This is a genomic window from Virgisporangium aurantiacum (assembly GCF_016863635.1).
Taxonomy (GTDB): Bacteria; Actinomycetota; Actinomycetes; order Mycobacteriales; family Micromonosporaceae; genus Virgisporangium; species Virgisporangium aurantiacum.
In genome coordinates this window covers 1-24,195 of sequence record NZ_BOPG01000051.1, presented here as the reverse complement: position 1 = coordinate 24,195, position 24,195 = coordinate 1, and the positions used below count along the sequence as shown (strand labels likewise).

Here is a 24,195-nt window from a genome sequence, read left to right as displayed (position 1 = left end):
CACCGAACCGCTGTTAGAGAGTTGTGAGCGGGCCGGGGCGTGTATCAATGACCCGTGGAATTCGGAATCCTGGGGCCGGTCGAAGTCCACGATCGGGGACGGCTCCTACCGAGCGGCAGCGGGCGGGAGCGGCTGGTGCTCGCCACCCTCCTGGTCAACGCCGAGCGGTTGACCCCCACCGAGTTGCTGGTCGCCCGGCTCTGGGACCGGCCACCGGACTCCGCGAAGGCGCAACTGCACAACCTGATCAGCAACCTGCGGCGCCGGTTCCGCGGCGCGGACGCGTCCCTGATCGAGACCAGGCCGGCCGGATACACGCTACGCCTGGGGCCGCACCGGCTCGACCTGGCGACGTTTCGCGGACTCGCCGAGCGGGGGCGTGCGGCGGCCGCGACCGGCGACCACACGGTCGCGGTGGCGCTGCTGGACCAGGCACTGTCGCTGTGGCGCGGGCCGGCGTTGGCCGACGTCGCCGACGCCCTCGCCGGGGAGGTTCGCGCGACCCTCCACCAGGAGCGGCTCGCCGCCGCCGAGATCAAGCTGGACGCCGCACTGGCGCTCGGTGACTACGACGCGGCGCTGCGCGATGTCGAGCCGCTGGTCGCCGATAATCCGTACGCCGAGCGGCTCTACAGCCGGCAGATGCTGGCCCTCGCCGGCGTGGGTCGCCGGGCCGAGGCGCTCACCGTCTACCGCCGCGCGCACCGGCGTTTCTTCGACGACCTGGGCGTGGAACCGGGGCCGGCGCTGCGCACCACCCAGCGGCGGATCCTGCGTGGCGACCCGTTGGGGACCGCGATTGCGACGGCCGTGCGACCGGTGCCGCGCCAGCTTCCACCCGCCGCGCCGCTGACCGGTCGCGGTCAGCTGCTCGACCGGGTCGTGCGGGAACTGGAAGGCACGGCACCGGTGGTGTTGCTGGTCGGGCCGGGCGGAGTGGGTAAGAGCGCGCTGGCGGTGTCGGCGGGTCACGGGCTGACCGCGGTGTTCTCGAACGGGCAGCTCTACGCCGACCTGCGCGGCAGCCACGACCAACCGGCGGACCCGTACCGGATCCTCGAGCGGTTTCTGCGCGCGTTGGGCGTCGACAGCGGCCAGATGCCGACAGACCCGGAGGAGCGGGTCACGTTGTACCGCAGCCATCTCGCGGACGGCCGGACGCTGGTGGTGCTCGACGACGCCGGTGACGAGCCGCAGGTGCGGCCGCTGCTGCCCGGGGCGGGCGGCGTGGTGGTGACCTCGCGGCGGCAGTTGGGGGCGCTGCTGACCGCGGTCCGCGTCGAGGTGCCGGCGCTGCCGACCGAGGAAGCGGTCCGGTTGCTGGCCAAGGGCGCGGGCGCTGCACGCGTCGCCGCCGAGCCCGAGGCGGCGCGGGAGATCGTGCGGCTCTGCGGTGGGCTGCCGCTCGCCGTCTGCATCGCGGCGGCCCGGCTCGCGCCACGGCCGGACGCCACCCTGGACGAGTTCCGCCGGCGACTGGCCGCGCACCGGGGCCGGTTGGACGAGTTGACGGTCGGCGACCTCGATGTTCGGGCCAGCATCGCGCTGAGCTGCGACGCACTGCCGGCTGACGCGCGACGGCTGTTGCAGCGGCTGGGCTCGTTCGCCACGGCCGACTGGCCGGAGTGGGTCGCACAGGCGCTCCTCGACGTGACGCCCGCGCAGACCCGGAAGCTGGTCGACGAGCTCACCGACGTCCATCTGGTGGAACCGCTCGGTCTCGACATCGTGGGCCAGCGTCGGTACCGGTTGCACGAGCTGGTCGCCGAGTATGCCCGGGAGCGCCACGCGAGCGACGAAACACCGGTCGAGTGGGCCCGGGCGCTGGAACGGGCACTCACCGGCTGGCTCGCGTTGGCCGGTGAAGCCGACATGCTGCTGGGAGACCCCGCGGGCGAATGTGACGAGGGCGTCGCGCCGCCACCGGACAGCGGGGTGCACGCGGTGCGGGCCAGCCCGCTCGACTGGTTCGAAACCGAACGCGCCGGCCTGGTCGTCGCGGTCGACCACGCCTCCCGGTCGGAGCTACCGGACATCGCCGGCGCGCTCGCGCTGCGCCTGTCGGCCTTCTTCTGGCACCGGTGCTACGCCGACGACTGGGAACAGGTGCTCCACCAAGCGATCTCGTGTGTCCGTGCGTCCGGATCGGACCCTCTCCTCGCCCGCTTGCTCGACGGGCTCTTCAAGGCCCACCTGCACCGCGACCGGTACGCCCAACTGCCGGAGATCGCGGCTGAGCACCTGGCCGTGGCGGGCCGGCTCGGCGACCCGGAGCGACACGTGGTCGCGCTCAGAAACTCCGGCCTGGCCGCGTTGCACGCCGGGCGGGCGCGTGAGGCTTTCGACCGACTGGAACAGGCGGTGACGGAGGCCCGCGGCCCGGCGGTCGCCGATGGGCTGCTCTGCGACTGCCTCGACACCCTCGGCTTCGCTCTGTGGGAGGTGGGTGACGCCGCAACGGCCGTGCCGCTGCTGGAGGAGGCAGTCGCCCTCGACGGTGCGCCGGGCAGGTCGCTGCGGACCGCGCTCCACCGCTACCACTACGGGCTGGCGCTCACCGACATCGGCAAGCTCGATGACGCCGAGCGGGCACTGGGCGCGGCGCTGCGGACCAGTCAAGAGGTGCGCGACGACCTGGGCACGGCGTACGTCGAGCAGGCGATGGCCGACGTGGACATCCGGCAAGGTCGGTGGAGCGACGCCGCGGCCCGACTCGACCGGGCGCTCGTGGCACACCAGAAGCTCGGGCGACCCGACGGCCTCGCCGAGACGTTGCGGGCCCTGGCCGACCTGGCCGCGGCCGAGGGACGCTGGGCCGAGGCGCTGATCCCGTTGCGCCGGGCCCTGGACGTCTGGCGCGGCACGGGTTCGCAGCCCCAGATCGTACGGGTGCTGGCCCGCCTCGACCGGATCTCGGCCGCTGCCGGCGACGAAGCCGCGGCCGCCACCTACCGCGCGGAACGACGGTCGGTCCTCGCCGCGTTGAACCTCGACGAGGCGTCGATGCGGGTTCCGCCGTTCCTGACCGACGACGGCCCCGAACGGTCGATGCCCTCTGACGACCGCTGAGCCCGTGTTCCAGGAACGCGTCCGCGTGGACGCACAGGTCGAGCTACGGGACGGGGTCCGTCAACCCGGCCCGTTCGCCCACGGCCGCCGCTTCGGCGCGGTTGGCGACGTTGAGCTTGCGCAGGATGTTGCTCACGTGCACGCTCGCGGTCTTCGGGCTCATGAACAGCTCCGCGCCGATCTGCGCGTTGGTGTATCCGTGGGCGATCATCCGGAGGACGTGCCGCTCCCGGTTGGTCAGGCGGTAGGGGTCGGCCGACGCGGCCGGTGCCTGCGCCGGCTTCTCGTCAAGGGAGATCCGGGAACGCCGGGCCAACCGGTCGATGGCGGCGGTCAGGGGCGCCATCCCGTTCGCCGCACCGGCCGCCGCGCGTAGCGCGTCGACCGCGGTGGTCGAGTTGCGGGACGTGGACAGCAGCGCCTGCGCCTGCCGCCACAACGCGTACGCCCTGCGGTGCGGGCGGCCGAGCCGCTCCCAGGCCTCGGCCGCCTCGGCCCAGGCGTCCGGGTCCGGTACGCCACGTACCCGCGTCAGCTCGGCGTACCAGTCGGCCCGGTCGCCCGGCACGGTCGCCAGGAACGGGTGGTCGCGAAGGGGCCGGCCCGGCATCCGCTCCTGCGCGGCCACGAGCCGGTCGGCGGCGTCGAGGGCGCTCCGTTCCGCCTCGTCGTCGCGACGCGCCCGTGCGGTCTCGGCCAGGTCGGCCGCGGCCCGGGCGCCGTGCGCGAACAGCTCACCGCAGAACTGCTCCACAGCGCAGCCGGCCAGCAGCGCCAGCGCCTTCTCGACCCGGTCGAGGGCCATGGCGGGGTCGCCGGCCCACAGCGGTGCCCGCGGCAGGAGCCGCGTCCGCTCGTACACCCACATCCGCGGACCGGTCAGCTCCAGCAGGTCGACCGCGCGGGTACGAGCCAGCGCGACGTCGACCGCGCCGCGACAGATCTCCACCTGCGCCTGGCACAGGTGGAGATTCCAGTCGTCGAGCCGCGGCTCGCTGGCACAGACGTCGGAGAGGACGGCCGCCGCGGCGTCGACGAGGCCGCGTTCCAGGAACGCCTCCGCCGCGTTGTGGTGCAGCACCGCGCCCGAGTAGCCGGCGGCCGCACCCGCCCGGTGGGCCCGTTCGAGGCCCTCCAGCGCAACCCGTTCCGCCTGCGCCAGGTCGCCCATCTTGAGCAGCGCGTTGCTGAGGCTGTCGGCGATCAGCAGGTCGACCCGGAGACTCAGCTCGCTGTACCGTCCGGAGTGAACCCGGGCACGGTCGAGCAGGGCGAACCCGTCAGCGGGATCACCGTGCAGGAACGCGACGTCGGCGAGCCCGATGAACGCGTAGGCCCCGTCGAGAACGTCTCCGCACCCATCGGCGACGTCGAGGGCTCGCCGGAAGATGGGCTCGCTTGCCCTGTCGCCACTGTCCATCCACATGAACCGCGCGTAGTCAGCGAGAAAGCGTGCGTACTCGGCCGACCGGGGCAGCTCCGCGTAGGCGCGGGTGGCCTCGTCGAAGATGGCATATGCGGTGCCGGGCGGCGCTTCCCGCGGCGCGATGACGCCGCGGTACCAGGCGGTCCGGTGCAGCACGGCCGCCAGGAGCGCGCCGCTGGCCGGGCCACGGAGTTTCGCGTACGTCTGCTCGGTGACCGTCCCGGCGTCCAGGTCGCGGCCGCACGCCTGGAGCGCGTCGATGGCCCGGATCCGCAGCCATCCCGGTTCCACGCCGGACTTCTCCGCCGCGTCGGGCCGGCTCTCCGCTATGCCGGTCGCGCGTTGCCAGAGGTCGGCGGCCTGCGAGTACGCGCGCATGCGGTGGCTGTGCTCGGCGGCGGCGAGCAGCGACGCCAGTTCGTCGTCGGGGCGGCCGGCGGCGGCCCAGTGTCCGGCGATCTCCGCCGAGAGCGCCGGGTCGTCGACGGCCTGTAGCGCGGCGGCCATCCCGGCGTGGATGTCGCGGCGCTCGTCGGCCAGCAGGTCGACGGCGACCGCCTCGGCCAGCAACGCGTGCTGTGCCCGGCATCCCAGCTCCGGACGGCCACTGTCGGGGAGCGCGAGCCTGGCGTCGACCAGTTCGTGCATCGCCGCCGCCACGTCTGCCGGCGTCATGCCGGTGATCCGCGCGACCACCGTCTCCGCGACTGGCCGGCCCGCGACCGCCAGCACCGCGAGGACCGCGCGGGCCGGAACGCTGACCCGGCGTGACCGCGCGACGAGCAGTTCGGCGAGTGCCCGGGGCGGTTGACGGGCGAGTCCGCCGCCACCGCTGGCCGCGAGAAGCTCCTCCGCGAAGTACGGGTTGCCCTCCGTGCGCCGGTGCAGTTCCTCGACCATGGCCTCGTGCGGTGTGCCGCCGGTGGCCATTCCCGCCAGCTCGGCCATCTCCGGACGGGACAGGCCGGTCAACTCCAGCCGAACGGTCTCGGGCCGGCGGGCCTGTTCGAGCCATCGCTCGACCGGCGGGTCGAGGGGAGCCTCGTCGCTGCGGCAGGTCACGATCAGGGTGAGCGAGCCGTTGGACGAGGCGCGGAGGTACGTCAACAGATCGAGGGTCGCCGCGTCGACCCAGTGAAGATCTTCGACCACCAGCACGACGGGACGGCTGCCGGCGACGCGGGCCAGCACGAGATCGACCGCCGCGAACAGCCGCTGCCGTTGCCACTCGCCCGCGGGGAGCAGGTCGGGGGCGGCCGCCCGCCCGACCACCTCCGGCACGAGCCGGGCCAGCTCGTCCAGGGCGTAGGGCGGGAGTTCGGCGAAGGCCGGCCGGCCCAGAGCCGTCGCGAGGCTGCGAAGTGCCTCGATGACCGGCAGGAGCGGCAGGCGCAGGCCGAGGGGCAGGCACGGTGCCTCGACCACGACCGCGCCGGTCTCCCGGGCCGCGGTGGCCGCCCGGGCGACGAGCCGCGTCTTGCCGATGCCCACCTCGCCCGTCACGAGAACGAGCCGACGCGCCTCCCGGACGGCGAGCGCGAGCCGCTCAAGCTCGTCACCCCGCCCGACGAGACGCCTCACCCCCATGCCGTCAGCAAATCGTCCACGGTCGATCGGGTCAAGGTGATTGCCCGTCGGAGCTGAGGAACCTGCCCGGTCCCCCTAAGGCTCCGCGCGGGCGGCGCATGGGCGATCTTCCGATGCGGTGCGCTCCGGCTCCGCGCAACCGTTGCCGTCATGTTCAGACGTCGCTTCCTCGTTTCCGGCGCCCTCGGTGTCGCGGCCGTTCTCTCCGGCTGTTCCGCCGGCAAGGACGAGCCGTCAGGCTATTCGCTCGGCGTCCTCGTCATGGCCCAGGCCGAGATCATCGACGCGATCGTGGCGGCGTTCACGAAGACCGTGCGGGCGGACGTCGCCACGGTGCGCTTCGACGTGAAGAACGCCAACGGGGACCAGTCACTCATCGCCAGCATCGCGCGTGACTTCGCGGGCTCCAGTCACGACGCGTTCGCCGTCATCGGGACGCCGGCCGTCGTCGCACTCGCGACACAGGTGACCGACCGGCCGATATTCGCGCTCGCCATGGGTGATCCGGTCGGCGCCGGGGTGGCGACGAGCCTGGACAGGCCCGGAAAGAACGTGACCGGCAGCATCGACTTCGTCGACCCGGCGCTCATCCTCGGTGACCTGCGCGCGCTGCACCCGGGTCTCGGCACCATCGGTACCCTCTACGATCCGTCCAACCAGGCGATGCAGGTCTGGACGAAGGCGTTGCGGGCCGCCGCCAGCGCCTCGGGCCTCACGGTGGCGGAGTCGACGATCGCCTCCACCGCGGAGGTCGCCCAGGCCGCACGGAGTCTCGACGGACGCGCCGACGTGGTGCTGCTCGGGCCCGACGCGCTGGTAGCGGCCGGCATCGATGCGATCGGAGCCGCCACCACGAGCGCCCGGCTCCCTCTGTACGTGGTCGGCGGCGACACCAGGACTCCCGGCATCGTCGCCAGCCTCGGCCCGGACTACCCGCAACTCGGCGTCTCGGCCGGGGTCAACGCGGCGAAGGTGCTGCGCGGTGCCGACGTGGCGTCGACCCCGTTCACGACACCCGGAGCGGTGTCCATCGTGCTGAACCAGGCCCGCGCGGCAGAACTCGGCATCACCGTCCCGGACGCGCTGGCCAACCGCGTCGTCAAGGCCTGATGCGATCCATGCTCGCCAACACGCTCATCGACACGCTCGTCACGGGGCTCCCGTTCGCTCCGGCGTTTCTGGGGATATTCCTGGTGCTGCGGATCCGCGCGGACTTCGACCTGACCGTCGAGGGCAGTTTCGCGCTGGGCGCCGCGGTGACGGCGGTGACCCTCGTCGCGGGGGTGCCGGCGTGGCTGGCCGTCGCGGCCGGAGTCGTGAGCGGCGCGCTCGCCGGACTCGTCACCGCGCTGCTCAACCTTCTGCTCCGCATTCCGGTTCTGATGGCCGGCCTCATCATGAGCATGGGGCTGTTCACCGTCACGCTACGGACGCTCGGCCGGCCCACGGTCAGCCTGATCGGCGAGGAGACCATCTTCGCGGGGGTGGCGGCGACGCCGGGCCGCGCGGCCGACCTCGGTACGTCGGCGGTGCTGCTGGGCATCGTCGTCGTCGTGTTCGCGGCCGTCGTCGCGTTCCTGACGAGCGAACTCGGCCTCGCGCTGCGGGCGAGCGGCGCGAACCCCCGGATGGCGCGCGGCCAGGGCGTCAACGACAACGCCCTCCTCGTGTTGTCGTTGATGCTCGCCAACGGGCTCAGCGCCCTCTCCGGCGGCCTGGTCGCGCAGGTTCAAGGATTTGCCGACGTGAACATGTCCTTCGGCCTGTTCGTCGCCGGAGCCGGGGCGGTGCTGCTCGGCGCCCTGCTGGTGAACCCGGGCGGGTCGCAGGTGATGCGCATGGCGGTGGCGGTGCTCGTCGGCTGCCTGCTCTACCGGCTCGTCCTGGTCTGCGCGTTGCGGTTCGGCCTTCCCGCGGGCGACCTGCGGGGGGTCACCGCGCTCACCCTCCTGCTGGCGATCGCGGCCCAGGCGCATCTGGCGCCCGTCCTCGCCCGCTACCGCGTCGGATCCCTGGCACCGGAGGCGACCCGTGTCTGACGGTCTCGAACTCGCCGGGCTGCGGCTCGTCCACAACGCCGGCCGGGCCGACGAGGTGGTTGCCCTGCGGCGGATCGACCTGACCGTCCGGCCGGCGGAGTTCGTCACCGTGGTCGGCTCCAACGGCGCCGGAAAGAGCAGTCTCCTGCAGGCCCTGTCCGGTGCGGTGCGGGCGACGGCGGGCACCGTGCGGCTCGGCGGCCGCGACATCACCCGGTGGCCGGCCCACCGGCGTGCGTCGCTGATCGCGTACGTCGTCGACGACCCACGCCTCGGCAGCGCCCCGGACCTCAGCGTGGAAGACAACCTCGCGCTCGCGATGGGACGGGGCCGCCGCCGCGGGCTGCGCCCGAGCCGCACAGCCGCACGCCGTCGCACGATGCGGGACCGGCTCGCCCGGCTCGGACTCGGGCTGGAGAACCGGCTGACCGACCGTGTCGGCCTGCTCTCGGCCGGCCAGCGGCAGAGCCTGACGATGGTGATGGCCGGGCTCAGCGCCCCGCGACTGCTCCTGCTCGACGAACATCTCGCCGCCCTGGACCCCACCACCGCGGCCCGGGTGCTCCACCTCACCACGGACCTGGTCTCCACGGTGGACTGCGCGACGATCATGGTCACCCACGACATGGAACACGCCCTCCGCACGGGCGACCGGCTGCTGATGATGAGCGACGGACGTACCGTCGCGGACCTCCCACGGGAAAGGAAGAACGGAATGTCCACACAGGACCTCATCGACCTCATGGAACACCACGGCGACCGCGGCGTGCTGCCGGAGCGGGCCTGATGGACACGCCAGCCACCCTCGACGAGATCCGCGAGGCCGCTCTCGCACGGCTCCCGGTGCCCGCCCGCGACTTCCTGGAAGGCGGCGCCGGCGCGGAGACCACGCTGCGGCGCAACCGGCGGGCCTTCCAGCGCTGGGCATTCGTGCCCCGGGTGATGAACGGCCTGCCGGCTCCGACGACCGCGACCCGGTTCCTGGGCGTCGATCTCGCGCTTCCGGTGCTGACGGCACCCTTCGGCGCGGACGGGCTGTTCCATCCGGACGGGCAGATCGCGGTCGCCCGGGCCAATGCGGCCGCCGGCACGGCGAGCATCGTGCCCGAGGCGGGCACCCACCCACTGGAGAAGGTCGCGACGGCGGTACCCGGCTCGGCCGCGTTCGGCCAGATCCATCCACTGGGGACGGACGACGGCTTCCTCGACATGGTGCGCCGCTACGAGGACGCCGGCTACCGTGGCCTCTGCGTCACGTGCGACGTTCCGATCGGCGGGTGGCGCGAACGGAACCTCCGCAACCGCTACCTTCCCGACTACGCCCTGTTCGGTGGGAACTACGCGACCATCGAGCAGGCCCTCGGCCAGCTCGGCCAGCTCCTCGCGCCGGAGGCCCCGGTGTGGTCGTGGCACAAGCTGGCCACGCTGCTCGCGCGGAGCGCCCTGCCGTGGATCGCGAAGGGAATCATGACCGTCGACGACGCGCACGCGGCGGTCGGGGCCGGCGCGAGCGCGCTGCTCGTCTCCAACCACGGTGGCCGCCAACTCGACGACCAGCGCGCCTCACTGGACGCGCTTCCCGAGATCCGCGCCGCCGTCGGCCCCGACGTCCCGATAGCGCTCGACAGCGGCGTGCGACGGGGCACCGACGTCGTCAAGGCGATCGCGCTCGGCGCCGACGTGGTCGTCATCGGCCGGCTGGCCGCCTACGGCCTCGCCGCCGGAGGCGAGGACGGAGTGGTACGTGTACTCGAACTCCTCCGCACGGAGATCTCGACGACCCTCACCCTGCTCGGCTGCGGCGGCCTTACCGACCTCAACCGGGACGCGCTCGTTCGGGTCGACGCAGATTGATCCCTGCTGCAGAACGGTCAGTGGACGGTCAGTCCCTGGCGGAATGCCCTGTGCGCGCTTCGCCGCACGAGGTGCGGGCCACCAATGCCGGATCGAAGACGTGCTTGACCGGCTCAGCGAGGCGTTCGACTATGAGCTCGGCCGCTCGCCGGCCCATCTCGTACGCGGGTTGGGCGACGACGGTGATCCCGAGCGCGGCGGCCCAGGGGAAGTCGTCCATCGTCAGGAATGCCATGTCGTCGGGGATGGCGACGCCGCGAGCGGTCAGTGCGGAGTGGACCGCGACGGTCAGGCGGCCGGTGGTACAGACGATCGCGTCCAACGGCGTACCGCGGCTCCGTGCGCCGGCGACCAACGAGCTGAGGGCGTGGCTCACCTCGGTCTCGGTCTCGGCCACGGCCACCGCGTCCGCCGGCAAGGGCAGACCGAGTTCGGCGAGCGCCCGCCGCAGCCCCGCCGTGCGTTCGAGCTGAGATTGCCGGCTTCCGGACGTGATCACGCCGACGCGAGACCGCCCGCACCCGGCCAGATGCCGGGCCATGAGCCTACCGGCCTTGCGGTTGTTCAGGCTGACCGAGTGCAGGCGAGGCGGCGGGTTCCGCACGGTGCGCGCGACGACGACGCAGGGCGTGCCGCTCTCGGCCATCCGTCGAGTGCGGCCATCGGTCGTCTCGCCGGTCGTGACGACAAGCCCGCGCACCCGCTGTTCGTCCATCGTGCGTACCTGAGCGACCTCGCGGTCGACCTGGCGAAACGTGTTGGCGAGCAGCACCAGACTGTCGTTGGCGGCCGCGACCTCGTCGACGCCGCGGATCAGGTCGAGGTAGAAGGGGCTGCTCAGGTCGCGGATGACCACTCCGATCGTGCTGGAACGGCCGGCGAAGATGCTCTTTGTCAGCGCGTTGGGGGTGTAGTCGAGACGTGCGACCGCTTCCCACACCTTGGCGGCTGTCGCGTCGGTGACGGCGCCGCCGTTGAGGACGCGGGACACGGTGGCCGTGGACACACCGGCGTGTGCGGCGACGTCGCCGACGGTTGCTCGCTTCGTCATGGTTCCGCTGGGCCCGTTCATTCAGTCCGGACGCCGACCGGGCGGCGACAGTCGACCATCCCGGACGACGATCTCACCGCCGATCATGACGGTCCACACCCGGTCGAGCGCCGCCGGGTCGGTTACCGTCAGGTCGGCGATGGCGGCCGGCAGCACGCGGCCGCGCCGGGGTGCCAGGCCCGGGATGGCGTCCGCGACGTTGGCGGTTGCCATCGCGATGGCCGCCGGCAGGCTCACCATGCCGGCCTTGGTGGCTCGGTCGATCGCCAGCAGGATCGGGTCGTGGTGGCCGCCCGCGTAGTCTGTCGAGATCGTGTCGACCAGTCCCGCAGAGAGCAACGCGTAGAGCAGGTCCGGGCCCGTGGTGAGCCGCCGGGCGCCGAAGGTGTCCAGAGTGGACACGTCCACGATCGAACCCATCTCCTTGAGCCGCGTGGCGTGCTCGACCGCCTCGCGCAGTTCGAAGCTGGAGTGGTTGGAGTGCCCGGCGATCAGTCTCACGTCGGTTTTCGCAATGGCGGCGACCTGGGTCATCGAGGCGGCCGCGTTGTGCACCAACACGGGAACGTCCAGCTTGCGGGCCAGTTCGGCGGCCTCGGCGAGCCCGTGCAAGGCGATGTCGAAGGCCGGCAGCACGATGCCTGACACGATCGCGCGGATGTCGTCGACCGAGAGCATGCCGGTCAGTCCCGCCGCCGCCAACGCCTCCTCGACAGCGTCGCGATCGAACGCCGACGCCGAGATGTGCCGACCCAGAACCGCGATCTTCAGCTCGTTCGCCTGCCGGGGTGTGATCGTGATGCCGGTGCGTTTCTCGACCGCCGCCGGAATGTACAGATAACTCGCCCCGCCCCCGCCAAGGGTGTGTCCCGCACCGATCTCGCCGAGTGCGACCGCGCCGGCATCCATCGCCTGCCGCGCGGTGAACCTGCGGTTGGCCTCGGTGAGACCGCCGCCGTCGGCGACGGTGGCCGCCTGCAGGCACGCCGGCGTGTTGCACGAGGCGAGCCTGACGTTGATCGGGTGCGCTTCGTCGGTTCTCGCCAACTCCTCGGCGGTGACGAAGCCGTCCGCACACAGCACCGTCGTCGTGCCCTCCAGCAGGTGCCGGTCGAGATTGGCGAGCACCCGCTGGTGCGGCAGACCTTCATGACCGCTGGGGAACAGCGGACCGTACGCGGTCCCGTGTGTGTGGTTGTTGATCACACCGGGGATGACCAGCTTTCCGGTCGCATCGAGGATCTCGTCCACGGTTCCGTAGACGTCGCCCGGTCGTGCGGGGACGATCTCGCGGACGATGTTGCCCTCGACGATGATGTCGACTCCGTGTTGCGGCGGGGTACCCCGGCCGTCGAGCAGGTCGCAGTTGTTCAGGACGGTCGTCCGCACGATTCCTCCGTCACCGGCTCGCTGATCGGAGCCGCTCGAAGCGGAACGGGCCCAGGGTGTCACCGGGCTCCACGCCGATTACCTCGGCGGCGACGAGGTCGCCGGCGTGCGCGCACAGGGTCGCGCCGCTGTGCGAGACCGCGAAGTGGAAGTTGGGCAGCTCGACCGCCCGGCCGAGTACCGGTAGGCCGTCGAGGGGAATGGGCCGTTCACCCACCCGTACGCTCTCCACCGCCGCGGCCTGGATTCCCGGATACAGCGCACGGGCCGCCTCCAGCACCATTTCGACCGCCGCCGGGTCGACGCCGGCCACACCGGTGTCGGACCCGGATACCGCCCCATCGAGATCGTGGGTGTGCAGCAGCAGCCGTCCAGCGCCGTCCGGACGCAGGTGGACACGTGGGGCATGGATGACCCGCGACACCGAGACCGCAACCGGCGAGGTGTAGACGAGTACGCCACGGGTGTTGCGCATCGGCAGAACCAGCCCGGCAAGCGCGGCGACGTCGCCAGCCCGTGGCCCCGCACAGTTCACGACCGCGTCTGCCGGGATCTGGCGTCCCGAGGCGAGTCGGACGGTGCGCACCAGTCCGCCGGCCAACTCCAGGCCGGTGACCGCATCGTTTCGTACCAGATCGGCACCGCGGGCCATCGCGCGTGAGAGCAGGTGGCCGACCAGGCGCGTCGGCTCGATCCAGCCCTCGCGCGGAAAGTAGGCGATCTCGTCCGCCGGCAGCGCGGCGGGATCCATGTCCGGTTCGAGGCGCAACGCCTCCGCCCGGGTGAGCCAACGCGCCTCGTACCCGATGTCCGACACTCCCGCGACCTTCACCCGCAGCGCCTCGCGTTCGGCCGCACCGGCGGCCCACTCCACGTTGCCGCCCTCGTGGTACCAGTCGCTGTCGGCCACCTCGGCCGCCAGTCTCTGGTGCGCGTGCATGCTCATGACACTGAGATCGTGGTACGCCCGCGGTTTCTTACCGCAGGAGTTGATCCACGAGAACGTCGCACCGGACGTGCCGCCCGCCGGCGCACCGGCGTCCACTACCGTGACGCGGGCACCGCGCCGCGTCAGCGAGGCGGTAACGGCCGCGCCGTAGACGCCGGCCCCGACGACAACCACATGTTGAGGCATCCCGCCCCCTTCGATGTAACTAGTTACAAGAGACCATGCGCGCATTGGTGAAGTCAAGAACCGGCATCCGTCACCTGACGGGGAGCGGGTCGCTCCCCAGGATTCTGCGGTGCAGGCACTGGAGTTCGCGTCCGGGATCGACACCCAGTTCCTCGGCGAACCGTCGGCGCAGCCGGCCGTAACGGTCGACGGCCTCGGCGCCGCGTCCGGCCGTGTGCAGCGCCCGGATCAGCATCGCCAGGATCGGTTCGTCGAGCGGGTACTCGACCGCGAGGTCGGTGAGGTCGTTGACGATCGCGCGGGCGTTGCCGCGGACCAGTTCGGCCTCCGCCCAGCCGAGCACGGCGTCGGCGCGTTGCCGTTGCCACGCGTCGCGGCAGCGCGCCGCCCACTCGCCGGGCAGGCCCGCCAGCGGCTCGCCGCGCCAGAGGTCGAGTGCCTGCCGCAGCCGCGCCGGTGGGTTCCCGGCCGTCGCCGCGCCGGTGACCAACGAACGGAACCGGGCGAGATCGACCCGGTCGGGCGGTAGGTCCAGTACGTAACTACCGGCCCGGCTCAGCAGCGCGCCGTCGCGCGGACCGGACGACGCCCGGTCGATGACCTTGCGGATGCGTGACGCGTAGACGTGTACCGCGTGTCGACCCTGAGCGGGTGCCTCGGCACCCCACACCCGGTCGATGAGTGTGGTCACCGGAACGAGCCGGCCGACGTCGACGGCCAGTGCCGCCAGGACGGTCCGCTGCCGCGGGCCGCCGGCGTCGACCGGCTGATCGTCGCCGCACCACACTTCGACCGGTCCCAACAGACCGATTCTCACACTGCCCCCCATGCATGCAGTTCCCCCATGCGCGCCCCGGCCGGGTCACCTGCGGGTTGAGCATTCTGCAGGCCCGATGAGAGGCGCTCCGCCCACACTCGTGACTCACCTGGCAACGCGTCAATCGATGGTCGCGATCGTGCAGAAAGGAGCAACCTGGTGTGTCGCAAAAGGCCGGTGGGCCGGTGGGTCCTGCCGCTGCTGGTGTGTGCGGCGCTCGCCGGCTGCGGATCCGGACCGGCGGCAGAACAGGGCGAGCCGTCGATCGGCACGCCGACCGCGGTGGATCTCGCCACCCTGGCGCTGCCGATCGACGCCTACCGGCCGGACCCGCAGCAGGACCTGAAGATCCGGCAGGCGCAGGCGGTGCTGTTCGCACGGTGCATGGCCGAGCGCGGGTTCCCGGTCGACGATCCGCTTCCGTCCGAAGTGGACGACGAGCGCAATCGCGACCGGTACATGCTCGGAGATCCGAAAGCCGCGAGCACCTACGGATACCACCCCACCGAGACGCCGGACACGCGGCCGGCGGCGCCGGTGTCGGCCCGGTCGGCGGAGTTTCTCAACGCCGCCAGCGGCAAGGGCCAGTCGACCGTGAACGGCAAGCCGGTGCCGAAAGGTGGCTGCGCCGGCGAAGCGGCGCGCCAGCTCAACGGCGGCGGGGAACCGGACGGCGGGAAGGTCGTCAGCGAGATCCGCGCCTGGAGCTGGAGCCGGTCGCAGCAGGACGGCCGCGTGGTGGCGACGTTCGCGGCCTGGAGCCGGTGCATGGGCGCGCAGGGTTACCGGTACCGCACGCCGCAGGACGCCAACGACGATCCGGCGTGGTCGAGCGCCGAGGTGACGCCACGGGAGATCGCGACCGCCGTCGCCGACGTGCGGTGCAAGCAGGAGGCGAAGGTGATCGACACCTGGGCGGCAGTGGAAGCGGCCTACCAGAACCGCGCCATCGACGAGCGGGTCGAGCGGCTGCGCGCGGTCAAGACCGAACTGGAGACGCGGGTGCGGACCGCCACCGAGGTACTCGCCCGTGCGTAGGCACCAGCCCGGCCTCGATCGAGCGCCGGTCATGTCATAGGAGGATGTCGTGAATATCAAGGGAATCGTCGCCGCCGTACTGCTCGGCGGGGCGGCCACGGTCGGCGTGTCGACGCCGGCCCTCGCGGACTACTGCGGCGACGCGCTCTGCGTCTTTCAGAACCCGAACGTGACGGGTCCGGTGGAGGGGTTCAACGTCGCCGACACGAACTTCAACAACGGCAACCATTTCAGCAACGGCGTGAACACGAACGACAACATCAGCTCGATCGACAGCTGGACGAGCTCGTCGGCGCGCTTCTACACCGCCTCGCTGTGGCGGGGGAACTACGAGGACATCGCGTCGTGGGCCACCGTGAACCAGGTGCGCTACGACGAACAGTACAGCTCGTTCCGCTACCTGGTCTGACCCGTAGGTGACGCCTGCGTCCGTGCCGCCTGAACCGACACGGACGCAGGTCCCCACCGTACCGTCGAAGGGACAGTGATGCCGGACGTGCGCGGGCGGCGCCGGGCCGTCGTCGCGGCCGTGCTGGGCAGCACGCTGCTGTCGACCGCGGGACTCATCGGATCCACGGCCGTCAAGTCACCGGCCCAGATCGCCGCCGAGACCCGGCCGCCGGACCCGTCGGTGCTCACCGCGCCGGTGGAGCGGCGGGTGCTCACGCAGACCGTGACCGCGCGGGGAACGGTCGCGGCGTCGGCCACGGTCGAGGTCACCCCGGTCGCGGCCGCGGCCGGCACCGGGGCCCAGGTGGTGACCGCGGTGCGGGTCGCGCGCGGTGCGACGGTGGAGCCCGGCGACGTCCTGCTCGAAGTGTCGGGCCGGCCGTTGATCGCTCTGCCCGGCACGGTTCCCGCCTACCGCGACCTGCGTCCGGGCGCCGCGGGCGACGACGTCCGGCAGCTTCAGGAAGCGCTGCGGACGCTGGGCCACTACGCCGGCGGCGACCGGGCGGGCCGGTTCGGACCGGCCACCAAGGCGGCGGTCCGGAAGCTGTACGCGGCGGTGGGACACGAGGCCGCCGACACCGGCGGGCCGGGTGGCGTCGCCGACCAGGAGGCGCTGTTCGCGGCGCAGGACGCCGTCGACGTCGCGCAGCGCGCGGTCGACACGATGGTCCGGAGAATCGCCGAGGGCCACCCGGAACCGTCCACCGCGGGGGCGGGGGAGGAACCGCTTTCCGTCCAGCTCGCCTACCTCCGCAAGACACTCACGCGGGCGCAGCAGGCCTACGCCGACCTCGTCGCGCGGACCGGCCCCATGATGCCGCTCGCGGAGTTGGTGTTCCTGCCGTCGTTCCCGGCCCGGGTGAGCCAGTTCTCGGCCGCCGTCGGCGATCAGGTCAAGGCGCCGCTCATCACGCTCAGCGCCGGCGCGTTGCGGGTCACCGCGCGCCTGCGGCCCGACCAGGCGCCGGTACTGAAACCCGGCCTGCGGGTCGAGATCGCCGGCGAGGGGATCGCGGCGGCGGCCACCGGTACCGTCACCGCGGTCGGCGGGGTCACCACCGATGCACCGGCCGAATCGCAGGGGCAGGCGGCGCCGGCGACGCCGTACCTGCCCGTCGTCGTGACGCCGGCGGGTCCGCTCGACGCACAGTGGGCGGGCCGGGACGTCCGGCTCGTCATCGTCGCCGCGCAGACCGCGGGCGAGGTTCTCGTCGTGCCGCTGTCGGCCGTGTCGTCGGCCGCCGACGGCACCACCTCGGTGTCCACAGTGGACGGAGCGCGGATCCCGGTGACCCCGGGCCTGTCCGGCGACGGGTTCGTCGAGGTGGTACCGCGCGAGGGCGGGCTCGAACCCGGTGACCGGGTGGTGGTCGGCCGGTGACCGCGGCGATCGAGCTGACCGGGATCGGGGTGACGTATCCCGGGCCGCCACCGGTCCACGCGTTGCGTCCCTGCGACCTCACCGTCGCCGCCGGCGAGCACCTCGCGGTGGTCGGCCCGTCGGGGTCGGGAAAGTCCACGATCCTCAACGTGCTGGGGCTGCTCGACCGGCCGACGGTCGGCCGGTACCGGCTCGACGGCACCGACGTCGGCGCACTCGGCGACCGTGACCGGACCTCGTTGCGCGGTCACCGGATCGGGTTCGTCTTCCAGTCCTTCCACCTGCTGCCGTTGCGCAGCGCAGTGGAGAACGTGGCGCTCGGGCAGTTGTACAGCGGGGTGCGCCGGTCGGCCCGACTGCGCGCGGCCGCCGAGGCGCTCGACCGGGTCGGCCTGGCCCACCGACGTACGGCGGTGCCTGCCACCATGTCCGGCGGCGAGCGCCAGCGGGTGGCGATCGCCCGCGCGCTCGTCCACCGGCCCCGCGTCCTGCTCTGCGACGAGCCGACCGGAAACCTCGACACGGCCACCGCCCGCGATGTGCTGGCGCTGTTCGCCGGGTTGCGCGACGACGGCATCACGATCGTCATGATCACGCACGACCCGGACGTCGCGCGCCGCGCTTCCCGGGTCGTGACCATCCGGGACGGGGTCCTCGATGCCGCGCCGGTGTGACCGCGTCGTCGAACCGTCGCGACTGCGCGGCGCCGACCTGGTGGCCGAGGCGCTCGCCGGGATCCTGCAACGGCCGGCGCGGTCCGTGCTCACGATGCTCGGCGCGATCCTCGGCATCGGCTCGTTCGTCGCGGTTCTCGGCCTCACCGCGACGGCGGGCGGCCAGATCGACCGCCGGTTCACCGTGCTGGCCGCCACCGAGGTGACGGTCGACGACGTCGGCACCGGCGACCACCTCGACACCGCGATCTCGTTCCCGCCCGACGCGGGTACCCGGATCCACGCGGTGACCGGCGTGGTCGCCGCGGGCGTCTGGTGGCCGGTACCCACCCGCGGCGTCCGGGTGACGACCGGTCCGGCCGGCCCGGCGTCCGGTCCGACCGACGACGGCGCCGGCCTGACGCTGATGGCGGCCGACCCGGGCGCGCTCGTCGCGATGCGACCGCGGATGCGCACCGGGCGGCTCTTCGACGGCTTCCACCAGTCCCGCGCGGAGCGGGTCGCGGTGCTCGGCCGGGCCGCCGCCACCCGCCTCGGCCTGACCCGTCTCGACGCCGCACCGGCGGTGTTCGTCGACGGCACGCCGTTCACCGTCATCGGAATCATCGACGACCTCCGCCGGCAACCGGAGGCGTTGCTGTCGATCGTCATTCCGAGCACCACCGCGCTGGCCGACTACGGGCCGCCGGTCGAGCCGCGGGCCCGCATGCTCATCGAGACCCGGCTCGGCGCCGCGCAGGTGGTCGCCGCACAGGCGGCGGTCGCGCTGCGTCCGGACGCGCCGGGCCGGTTCAAGGTGACCGCGCCACCGGACCCGAAGTCGTTGCGCAACACGGTCGCCGGCGACCTCAACGCGCTGTTCCTGTTGCTGGCCGGTATCTCCCTCGCCGTCGGCGCGATCGGCATCGCCAACACGACCCTCGTGGCGGTGCTCGAACGGACCGGTGAGATCGGCCTGCGCCGCTCGCTCGGCGCGCGGCGGCGACACGTGGCGGCCCAGTTCCTCACCGAGTCGACGGTGCTCGGCACGCTCGGCGGCCTGATCGGCACGAGCGTCGGCGTGGTGACGGTCGTTCTGGTGGCGCTGGCCCGGCACTGGACGGCGACGCTGGAACCGGCGACCGTGCTGCCGGCACCGCTGGCGGGCACGGTGGTCGGCCTGGTCGCCGGTCTCTATCCGGCGCTACGCGCCGCCCGGATCGAGCCGGCCGAGGCACTACGCCGGTAGCGCGCCGCGCCCGACGTCCTCCGACCGCGGCAACGACCGGCCGAGTTGCCATCTGCACCGCCTCGCCCCCGGCCCCCGTGTCCTGGTCGACCGCCTCCTGGTCCACGACGAAGACCGACCGGAAGGCGACGGCTCCGGCTCGGCCATGTCGTGTCTCCATCTGTCGAAACTGGGCAGCCTGGGCGCCGGTGCGGGTGTCAGGTCGCGAGTTGCGGCCCTCGGGTGCTTGTCGGGTTCATCAGGTGGCTCGTCGCCGCCCAGGGTCCGCTGGCGCCGGCCGGATTGTCGTTGGGCGTTCGGCCACCGTAGCCAGTTCGCGTGCGCTGGGCCGGGTCCGTCGGTCGCGGGTCAGTGTCCAGCGAATCACGTCGGCCAGGCCCGACGGGACTCTGGACGTAGTCATACGACCGCTGGGGTCTGGGCGGCGGCGAACATTTGCCAGCGCGGACGCTGACCTGGGTGTTGGCGGGTGAGCCCACTCGCCCGGTCAACTGTACGCCGTTTCACTGTCGGCGCAGTCTTGGCGCTGGTCATCCCGGCAGCTGGTCGTCGGGCCGGGACGGGCGAAGCGGCGTAGAGTCGGCATTGTCGCTCGGGACCCCGGTGGCCGATCCAGTATTTCGCTGGTGACGGCAGCATCCTCGGCGGTTCGGCGGCAGATGATGAGTGAGTCGGCGACGCCGGTCTCGGTGCGTCCACCCGAGGCAGGGGCGGCGGTCATCGACAGTTTCCGGTCGGAGTTGACCCGGGGCGGGCAGGTCGTGGATCCGGCTACCTGGTCTGGTTCGGTTCCGGTCGCGCGGGGGATCGCGCCGCGGGTGCGGGTCGGGCGTAGCCGGTGGTTCAACCTGCTCTGGTTGCTGCCGATCGGGTTCGTGGTTCTCCTCGTGGCGGTGGCGGTGGCGAAGGGCCTGCGCGGGATGCCGGTGGTGCGGGAGTTCATCTCGCGGTATCCCGGCACGGTCGAGCCGACCGGTCGGGCGTCGGGTACCGGGACTCCGCTGTGGGTCGGTGTGCAGCATTTTCTCAATCTGTTCCTGCTGCTGTTCATCATGCGGTCGGGGCTGCAGATCCTGTCCGATCATCTGCGGCTGTACTGGACCCGGCACAGCACCCCGGGGCCAACTGGGTGGTGTTCTACTCCCTCGGCGACGGACCGGATTCCGGCGTCTACTACGACGCGCATCCGATCGAGCAGATGGGCAATCACCTCACGATCGGCGGCCTCCAGCGGTCGCAGCAGTTCCACCGTCCAGGTTCTGCACGGGCGGGTCCGCCTCGTGGCCGGTGACACGTCGTGGGACGGCAGCGCCGGAGATCTGCTGATCGTCCCGGACTCCCGGCACAGCCTCGAGGCCCTCGACGAAGCCGCGGTACTCCTCACCGTCACCAAGGACCTGTAACGACCGCACCACCACCGTGTCCTTGGTTGTGCGGGGGCGAGTGCTTGTCGACGGTCACGGCTCCCTTCTCACGGGCCGATGTCAGGAGCTGTCGATGATCTGGTCGGTCGGTAGTCGGGGAGCGTGGTCCGGTCGGGCGTCGTTCGGGTTGACGGTGCCGAGGCGTAGGACGAGGTGTGGGTATCCGACGCTGGACAGCAGGACGCGCATCGCCTGTCGGGTGCTGATCATTTCGATGGTGGCGCTGAGGGGTAGTAGGGAGGCGCCGATTTCGGTGGCGGTGAGCCAGGCGGCGGATAATGCCTCTCCGGCGTGGAGCCAGTCCAGGGGTTGGTCGGCGTGGCCGTAGAGGATGGCGAATGTCGCCGTCCGGTCGTGTCCGTCGCCGATCGGCAGGTCGCCGTGGTGGCCGAAGTCGCGGCCGGGGACGGTGGTCTGTGGTGGTCGCGCGGGGATGGCGGTGTCGGGGATGCCGGTGCCGGTCGGGCGGGTGCCGCCGGTCCAGTACGCGAGTTCCGCCTGCCACCGGGCCTCGTGGAGCTCGGTGTGGTGGGCGTGGTCGGCCGCTGTCGCGAGGTCGATGACCTGGTCCCGGCTCAGGACGTGGAGCGATGTGCCTTCGGCCTGGACGGCTCTGGTGATCGCGCGTAGCTCGTCAGGTCCGATCCGGGGACCGGACAGCGGCCGCCGGTCGGTGTGGCGCAGACGGATGGCCTGCGCGCGGCGCACTGTCGGCGGATCGACCCGCGCTGGGCCGTCCGCCTGCAGGTGTGCGAGGTGTTCGGGGTGTGCGGGGTCGGGTATGCGGGTCACGGTGGCGCGCCAACCCTGCGCGGCCAGGCTGACCCGGGCGTGGTGCAGGGCGGCGCCACAGCTCAGCGTCGCCAGGCGTGCGTCGGGGTCGGCGACGTCGAGGAGGCGGCTGGGTTCGAGGTGGAGGTCGAGGCTGTCGCCGGTCATGCGCCACTGCCACGGCTGGGTGTTGTGGATCGACGGGGCGAGGCCCGCCGAGGCGACCGCAGCGGACAGTGCAGCGGCCAGCGCAGCGGCCACTGCCGGGGAGCCGGCCCGGACGTCGGTCGGATGGGGAGCTGAGTCGGGGGTCATGGTGGTCCCTTCTGGTTGTCAGAGCCAGTCCTTGTGCTTGAAGGTGGCGTAGAGCGCGGCGGACATGGCGGCGATCAGGGCGGTGGACAGCAGGACACCCCAGTGGGTGCCGCTACCGGGGTAGGGGAGGTTCTGGCCGTAGAAGCCGGTGATCGCGGTGGGGACGGCGATGATCGCGGCCCAGCTGGTGGAGGACGTGGTCGTAGGCGTCCTGGAAGTAGGGCGCCATCGCCTCGCCGACGGTGGTCAGGTCACGGCGTAGCAGGGTGCTGAGCACGTCCCGCATCGGCAGCACCACGCGGCGGACTACAACGAGGTTCTTGCGGAGCTGGAACGAGCGGCGCTGTACTGCTTGGATTTGCGACCGATGCTCCTCGAAGAGCAGATCGTCGAGCTGTTCGATGCCGTCGTCAAGCTGTTGTACGGCGGCGAGGTGGCCGTCGACGAGGTGATCGAGTAGGCCGTGGAGCAGGAACGCGACGCCGTGCCGGGTCAGGTCGGGTGCGGCATCCCAGCGGGCAAGCACCGAAGCCATGTCGGACCGGTCGTCGTGGCGGACCGTGATCAGCGCTTGGCCGGTGATGAACGCGGCGATCTCGCTGGTGTCCACCCTGGTGGCGTCGGCGTCCAGGGTGACGGCGTAGGCGCTGAGAAACAGGTGGGTCGGGTAGTGGTCGAGCTTGGGTCGCTGGGACTGCTGCAGGGCGTCCTCGATGGCCAGTTCGTGCAACCCGAACTGGGTGTCGACCATGGCGAAGTCGGCGGGTGTCGGCCGGCACAGGTCCAGCCATACCACCGTGGTCGGATCGGTCAGGTGCCCGGCGATGGCAGCGACGGGAACATCGTGCGATACGCATGCCCCGTTGCGGTACAGCCGGGTCCGGGCCCGAGCGTTGGATCCTGGCCGCTGCTCGGGCTCATCGCGGTCGATGGCGCCCGGATCGACGGTCACCTGGTTCGGGGCGGCGGTGGCGGCCGGATCCGCAACAGCCGTCCGCTGGCCCCGATCCTTCATATTGGTGTTCCTCCTCGGCGCCGATGCGGTTGGCCACCATGTGTTTGACAGCGATCCACACGATTGTCATGAAGATCCTCTCCCGGGCCAGCTCAGGGCGAGCGGTCGGCGTATTGGTCCACAGTGGACCGGGGACCGGGTAGTGCCTGCGGGGTCCGTCGCCATCAGCGACAAGGAGAGCGCTCGATACTCGATCCGGCCGTCTCGGCCCTGATCGGTGGAGGCGTCCACCGGCGGCGTGCTGCGGCCACCGGGGTCTGGAGCGACAACCTCACTGTACGCCGACCAGTGCCGGACCGGGCGGCCCGGCGCGATTGCTCCCGGCCGCTGCGCGCCCGCACCGAAGCCTGTCCATAGGCGTATGGTGAGGTTGTCGTTCGGGATCCCGGTGGTCGTGTCAACCTCTCCACCATCGATGCGCCAGGAGCCGCGCAACAGCGCCGTTCCGCACTCCGTCCGATGTGTCATCCAACCTGCGAGCGTTTATGCGACGTGGGTATCTGCTCAATGAGCACCTTGAAGGAATGTGAGTGCGATGGTCGACATCGCCCGGAACCACCGATCCACCGAAACCCCCGTCGGCACGCTGGCACCACCGCTGACCGGTCCGATGCCGGCCGGCCCTCAGCCCGCCGACGCGGGACATAACGCCCCGACCGGCCGCGTCCGGCCGGAGGACCGCGCCCCGACGCGGCACCCGAGCATCGACCCGAGCCCGCGAGAGGCCACGGCGGCCCGCTACCTGCTGGCCGGTATCCGAATCGCCCTCGGCTGGGTCTTCCTGTGGGCATTCCTGGACAAGGCATTCGGCCTCGGCTTCGCCACCCCGTCGGAGCGGTCCTGGTTCAACGGCGGCAGCCCCACCAACGGCTTCCTCAGCTCGGCCAAGGGACCGTTCAACGGCTTCTACCACAACATCGCCGGGACCGGGATCGCCGATGCACTGTTCATGACCGCCCTGCTCGGTGTCGGCCTGGCACTGCTGCTGGGCATCGGAATGCGCATCGCCGCCGGCGCCGGAGCACTGCTGACCATCATGATGTGGACCGCCGTGCTACCCCCGACCACCAACCCGTTCATGGACGACCACCTGGTCTACGCCGCCATCCTGATCGTGCTGGCCCTGCTCGGCGCCGGCAACACCCTCGGACTCGGCCGCCAATGGGCAGCAACCCCGCTCGTCCAACGCGCACCCTGGCTCAAGTAGACCGTATCCCCGGCCGCCGGAGATGACGCCGGCGGCCGGTGGGGACCTACCCGTTGAGGCCGTTCTGTGAGGGCGTGGCCCAGGCCCTGGGCTTCGGTCGGGTGGGTCAGGAGGTGGAAGCGGCAACTGGTACGACTCCCACCCGGAACGAGCGGCGTTGCCGCTCCTCCGTTTCGGTAACGGGCCCGGAGAATACCGTCGACCAGGCCCACCGACCCGCCTCCGGGGTCAACATCGGTCAGTCGGGCGGTCCAGTCGCCGTGGACTGGCCGTAACACGAGAACCCAGCCGCGTCACTTGACGATTACGGCTCCCGGCGTTG

General features: G+C 71.8%; 20 protein-coding genes. 12 read left to right on the top strand and 8 right to left on the bottom strand.

The features are described from left to right. Window positions 1-54: 54 nt before the first annotated feature. Window positions 55-3,069, top strand: a complete 3,015-nt coding sequence (locus Vau01_RS38915) for an AfsR/SARP family transcriptional regulator (RefSeq protein ID WP_204004354.1) — start codon at window positions 55-57, stop codon at window positions 3,067-3,069. A 43-nt stretch (window positions 3,070-3,112) separates the two neighbouring features. Here the strand turns inward: Vau01_RS38915 and Vau01_RS38910 are convergent, their stop codons facing one another. After that, window positions 3,113-6,082 carry a helix-turn-helix transcriptional regulator gene (locus Vau01_RS38910; protein WP_204004352.1) on the bottom strand — a complete coding sequence of 990 codons (2,970 nt, stop codon included), beginning with the start codon at window positions 6,080-6,082 and terminating at the stop codon, window positions 3,113-3,115. 150 nt (window positions 6,083-6,232) lie between these two features. Between Vau01_RS38910 and Vau01_RS38905 the strand changes: the two genes are divergently transcribed. From Vau01_RS38905 to Vau01_RS38890, 4 genes are read left to right on the top strand one after another with little or no spacing between them, the layout of a single operon-like run. Continuing rightward, window positions 6,233-7,192 (top strand): ABC transporter substrate-binding protein, encoded by a 960-nt coding sequence (locus Vau01_RS38905; protein WP_204004350.1) that lies wholly within the window; start codon window positions 6,233-6,235, stop codon window positions 7,190-7,192. Next, a complete protein-coding gene (locus Vau01_RS38900; RefSeq protein WP_204004348.1) occupies window positions 7,192-8,121 on the top strand; it encodes an ABC transporter permease in 930 nt (309 codons plus the stop codon). The genes Vau01_RS38905 and Vau01_RS38900 overlap by 1 nt, the downstream gene beginning before the upstream one ends. Next, entirely contained in the window at window positions 8,114-8,908 is a 795-nt protein-coding gene (locus Vau01_RS38895) for an ABC transporter ATP-binding protein (protein WP_204004346.1), read from the top strand. The genes Vau01_RS38900 and Vau01_RS38895 overlap by 8 nt, the downstream gene beginning before the upstream one ends. After that, a complete protein-coding gene (locus tag Vau01_RS38890) occupies window positions 8,908-9,975 on the top strand; it encodes an alpha-hydroxy acid oxidase (RefSeq protein WP_204004343.1) in 1,068 nt (355 codons plus the stop codon). Before Vau01_RS38895 ends, Vau01_RS38890 begins: the two co-directional genes overlap by 1 nt. 28 nt (window positions 9,976-10,003) lie before the next feature. Here Vau01_RS38890 and Vau01_RS38885 read toward each other — a convergent pair whose 3' ends face one another. From Vau01_RS38885 to Vau01_RS38870, 4 genes are all read right to left on the bottom strand, one after another. Beyond that, complete coding sequence (locus Vau01_RS38885; protein WP_204004340.1) at window positions 10,004-11,026, bottom strand: LacI family DNA-binding transcriptional regulator; 1,023 nt, start codon at window positions 11,024-11,026, stop codon at window positions 10,004-10,006. A gap of 21 nt (window positions 11,027-11,047) precedes the next feature. Further along, entirely contained in the window at window positions 11,048-12,415 is a 1,368-nt protein-coding gene (locus Vau01_RS38880; RefSeq protein ID WP_204004337.1) for an amidohydrolase family protein, read from the bottom strand. A gap of 10 nt (window positions 12,416-12,425) precedes the next feature. Continuing rightward, window positions 12,426-13,550 (bottom strand): NAD(P)/FAD-dependent oxidoreductase, encoded by a 1,125-nt coding sequence (locus Vau01_RS38875; protein ID WP_204004334.1) that lies wholly within the window; start codon window positions 13,548-13,550, stop codon window positions 12,426-12,428. Window positions 13,551-13,620: 70 nt separating this feature from the next. Further along, window positions 13,621-14,352 carry an AfsR/SARP family transcriptional regulator gene (locus tag Vau01_RS38870; protein ID WP_204004332.1) on the bottom strand — a complete coding sequence of 244 codons (732 nt, stop codon included), beginning with the start codon at window positions 14,350-14,352 and terminating at the stop codon, window positions 13,621-13,623. Window positions 14,353-14,526: 174 nt separating this feature from the next. Here Vau01_RS38870 and Vau01_RS38865 point away from each other — a divergent pair, with 174 nt between their 5' ends. The 6 genes from Vau01_RS38865 to Vau01_RS63860 all read left to right on the top strand — a co-directional run bounded on the left by Vau01_RS38865 (window position 14,527) and on the right by Vau01_RS63860 (window position 20,544). Next, window positions 14,527-15,405, top strand: a complete 879-nt coding sequence (locus tag Vau01_RS38865) for a hypothetical protein (RefSeq protein WP_204004330.1) — start codon at window positions 14,527-14,529, stop codon at window positions 15,403-15,405. A 49-nt stretch (window positions 15,406-15,454) separates the two neighbouring features. Next, entirely contained in the window at window positions 15,455-15,814 is a 360-nt protein-coding gene (locus Vau01_RS38860) for a hypothetical protein (protein WP_204004328.1), read from the top strand. A gap of 78 nt (window positions 15,815-15,892) precedes the next feature. Continuing rightward, window positions 15,893-17,239: a peptidoglycan-binding protein gene (locus Vau01_RS38855; protein ID WP_204004326.1), complete on the top strand. Its 1,347-nt coding sequence runs from the start codon at window positions 15,893-15,895 to the stop codon at window positions 17,237-17,239. Continuing rightward, a complete protein-coding gene (locus Vau01_RS38850) occupies window positions 17,236-17,913 on the top strand; it encodes an ABC transporter ATP-binding protein (RefSeq protein ID WP_204004324.1) in 678 nt (225 codons plus the stop codon). The genes Vau01_RS38855 and Vau01_RS38850 overlap by 4 nt, the downstream gene beginning before the upstream one ends. Next, window positions 17,897-19,141 (top strand): ABC transporter permease, encoded by a 1,245-nt coding sequence (locus Vau01_RS38845; RefSeq protein ID WP_204004322.1) that lies wholly within the window; start codon window positions 17,897-17,899, stop codon window positions 19,139-19,141. Before Vau01_RS38850 ends, Vau01_RS38845 begins: the two co-directional genes overlap by 17 nt. Window positions 19,142-19,767: 626 nt before the next feature. Beyond that, on the top strand, window positions 19,768-20,544 hold the full coding sequence (locus tag Vau01_RS63860; RefSeq protein ID WP_239152201.1) for a cupin domain-containing protein: 777 nt from the start codon (window positions 19,768-19,770) through the stop codon (window positions 20,542-20,544). 81 nt (window positions 20,545-20,625) lie between these two features. On the opposite strand, the gene Vau01_RS38835 is transcribed toward Vau01_RS63860, so the two are convergent. Genes Vau01_RS38835 through Vau01_RS38825 form a run of 3 tightly spaced genes read right to left on the bottom strand, consistent with a single transcriptional unit; the run spans window position 20,626 to window position 22,666 of the window. Beyond that, window positions 20,626-21,651, bottom strand: coding sequence for an Acg family FMN-binding oxidoreductase (locus Vau01_RS38835; protein WP_239152200.1), 1,026 nt, complete (start codon window positions 21,649-21,651; stop codon window positions 20,626-20,628). A gap of 18 nt (window positions 21,652-21,669) precedes the next feature. Beyond that, entirely contained in the window at window positions 21,670-21,804 is a 135-nt protein-coding gene (locus Vau01_RS65780) for a hypothetical protein (protein ID WP_506019668.1), read from the bottom strand. Further along, window positions 21,764-22,666 carry a magnesium transporter CorA family protein gene (locus Vau01_RS38825; RefSeq protein ID WP_204004320.1) on the bottom strand — a complete coding sequence of 301 codons (903 nt, stop codon included), beginning with the start codon at window positions 22,664-22,666 and terminating at the stop codon, window positions 21,764-21,766. The genes Vau01_RS65780 and Vau01_RS38825 overlap by 41 nt, the downstream gene beginning before the upstream one ends. 535 nt (window positions 22,667-23,201) lie before the next feature. Here Vau01_RS38825 and Vau01_RS38820 point away from each other — a divergent pair. After that, the gene (locus Vau01_RS38820) at window positions 23,202-23,873 is read left to right on the top strand and encodes a hypothetical protein (RefSeq protein WP_373320367.1); all 672 of its coding nucleotides are present in this window, start codon (window positions 23,202-23,204) and stop codon (window positions 23,871-23,873) included. The last annotated feature ends 322 nt before the right edge of the window (window positions 23,874-24,195 follow it).

Bases quoted from the DNA above. Each gene is read 5' to 3' on its own strand.
- Vau01_RS38910 (WP_204004352.1), bottom strand. From the start codon at position 6,082: ATGGGGGTGAGGCGTCTCGTCGGGCGGGGTGACGAGCTTGAGCGGCTC.
- Vau01_RS38900 (WP_204004348.1), top strand. From the start codon at position 7,192: ATGCGATCCATGCTCGCCAACACGCTCATCGACACGCTCGTCACGGGG.
- Vau01_RS38885 (WP_204004340.1), bottom strand. From the start codon at position 11,026: ATGACGAAGCGAGCAACCGTCGGCGACGTCGCCGCACACGCCGGTGTG.
- Vau01_RS38845 (WP_204004322.1), top strand. From the start codon at position 17,897: ATGCCGCGCCGGTGTGACCGCGTCGTCGAACCGTCGCGACTGCGCGGC.
- Vau01_RS38825 (WP_204004320.1), bottom strand. From the start codon at position 22,666: ATGAAGGATCGGGGCCAGCGGACGGCTGTTGCGGATCCGGCCGCCACC.
- Vau01_RS38905 (WP_204004350.1), top strand. From the start codon at position 6,233: ATGTTCAGACGTCGCTTCCTCGTTTCCGGCGCCCTCGGTGTCGCGGCC.
- Vau01_RS38835 (WP_239152200.1), bottom strand. From the start codon at position 21,651: ATGACCCCCGACTCAGCTCCCCATCCGACCGACGTCCGGGCCGGCTCC.
- Vau01_RS38890 (WP_204004343.1), top strand. From the start codon at position 8,908: ATGGACACGCCAGCCACCCTCGACGAGATCCGCGAGGCCGCTCTCGCA.
- Vau01_RS38820 (WP_373320367.1), top strand. From the start codon at position 23,202: ATGGTCGACATCGCCCGGAACCACCGATCCACCGAAACCCCCGTCGGC.
- Vau01_RS38855 (WP_204004326.1), top strand. From the start codon at position 15,893: ATGCCGGACGTGCGCGGGCGGCGCCGGGCCGTCGTCGCGGCCGTGCTG.
- Vau01_RS38875 (WP_204004334.1), bottom strand. From the start codon at position 13,550: ATGCCTCAACATGTGGTTGTCGTCGGGGCCGGCGTCTACGGCGCGGCC.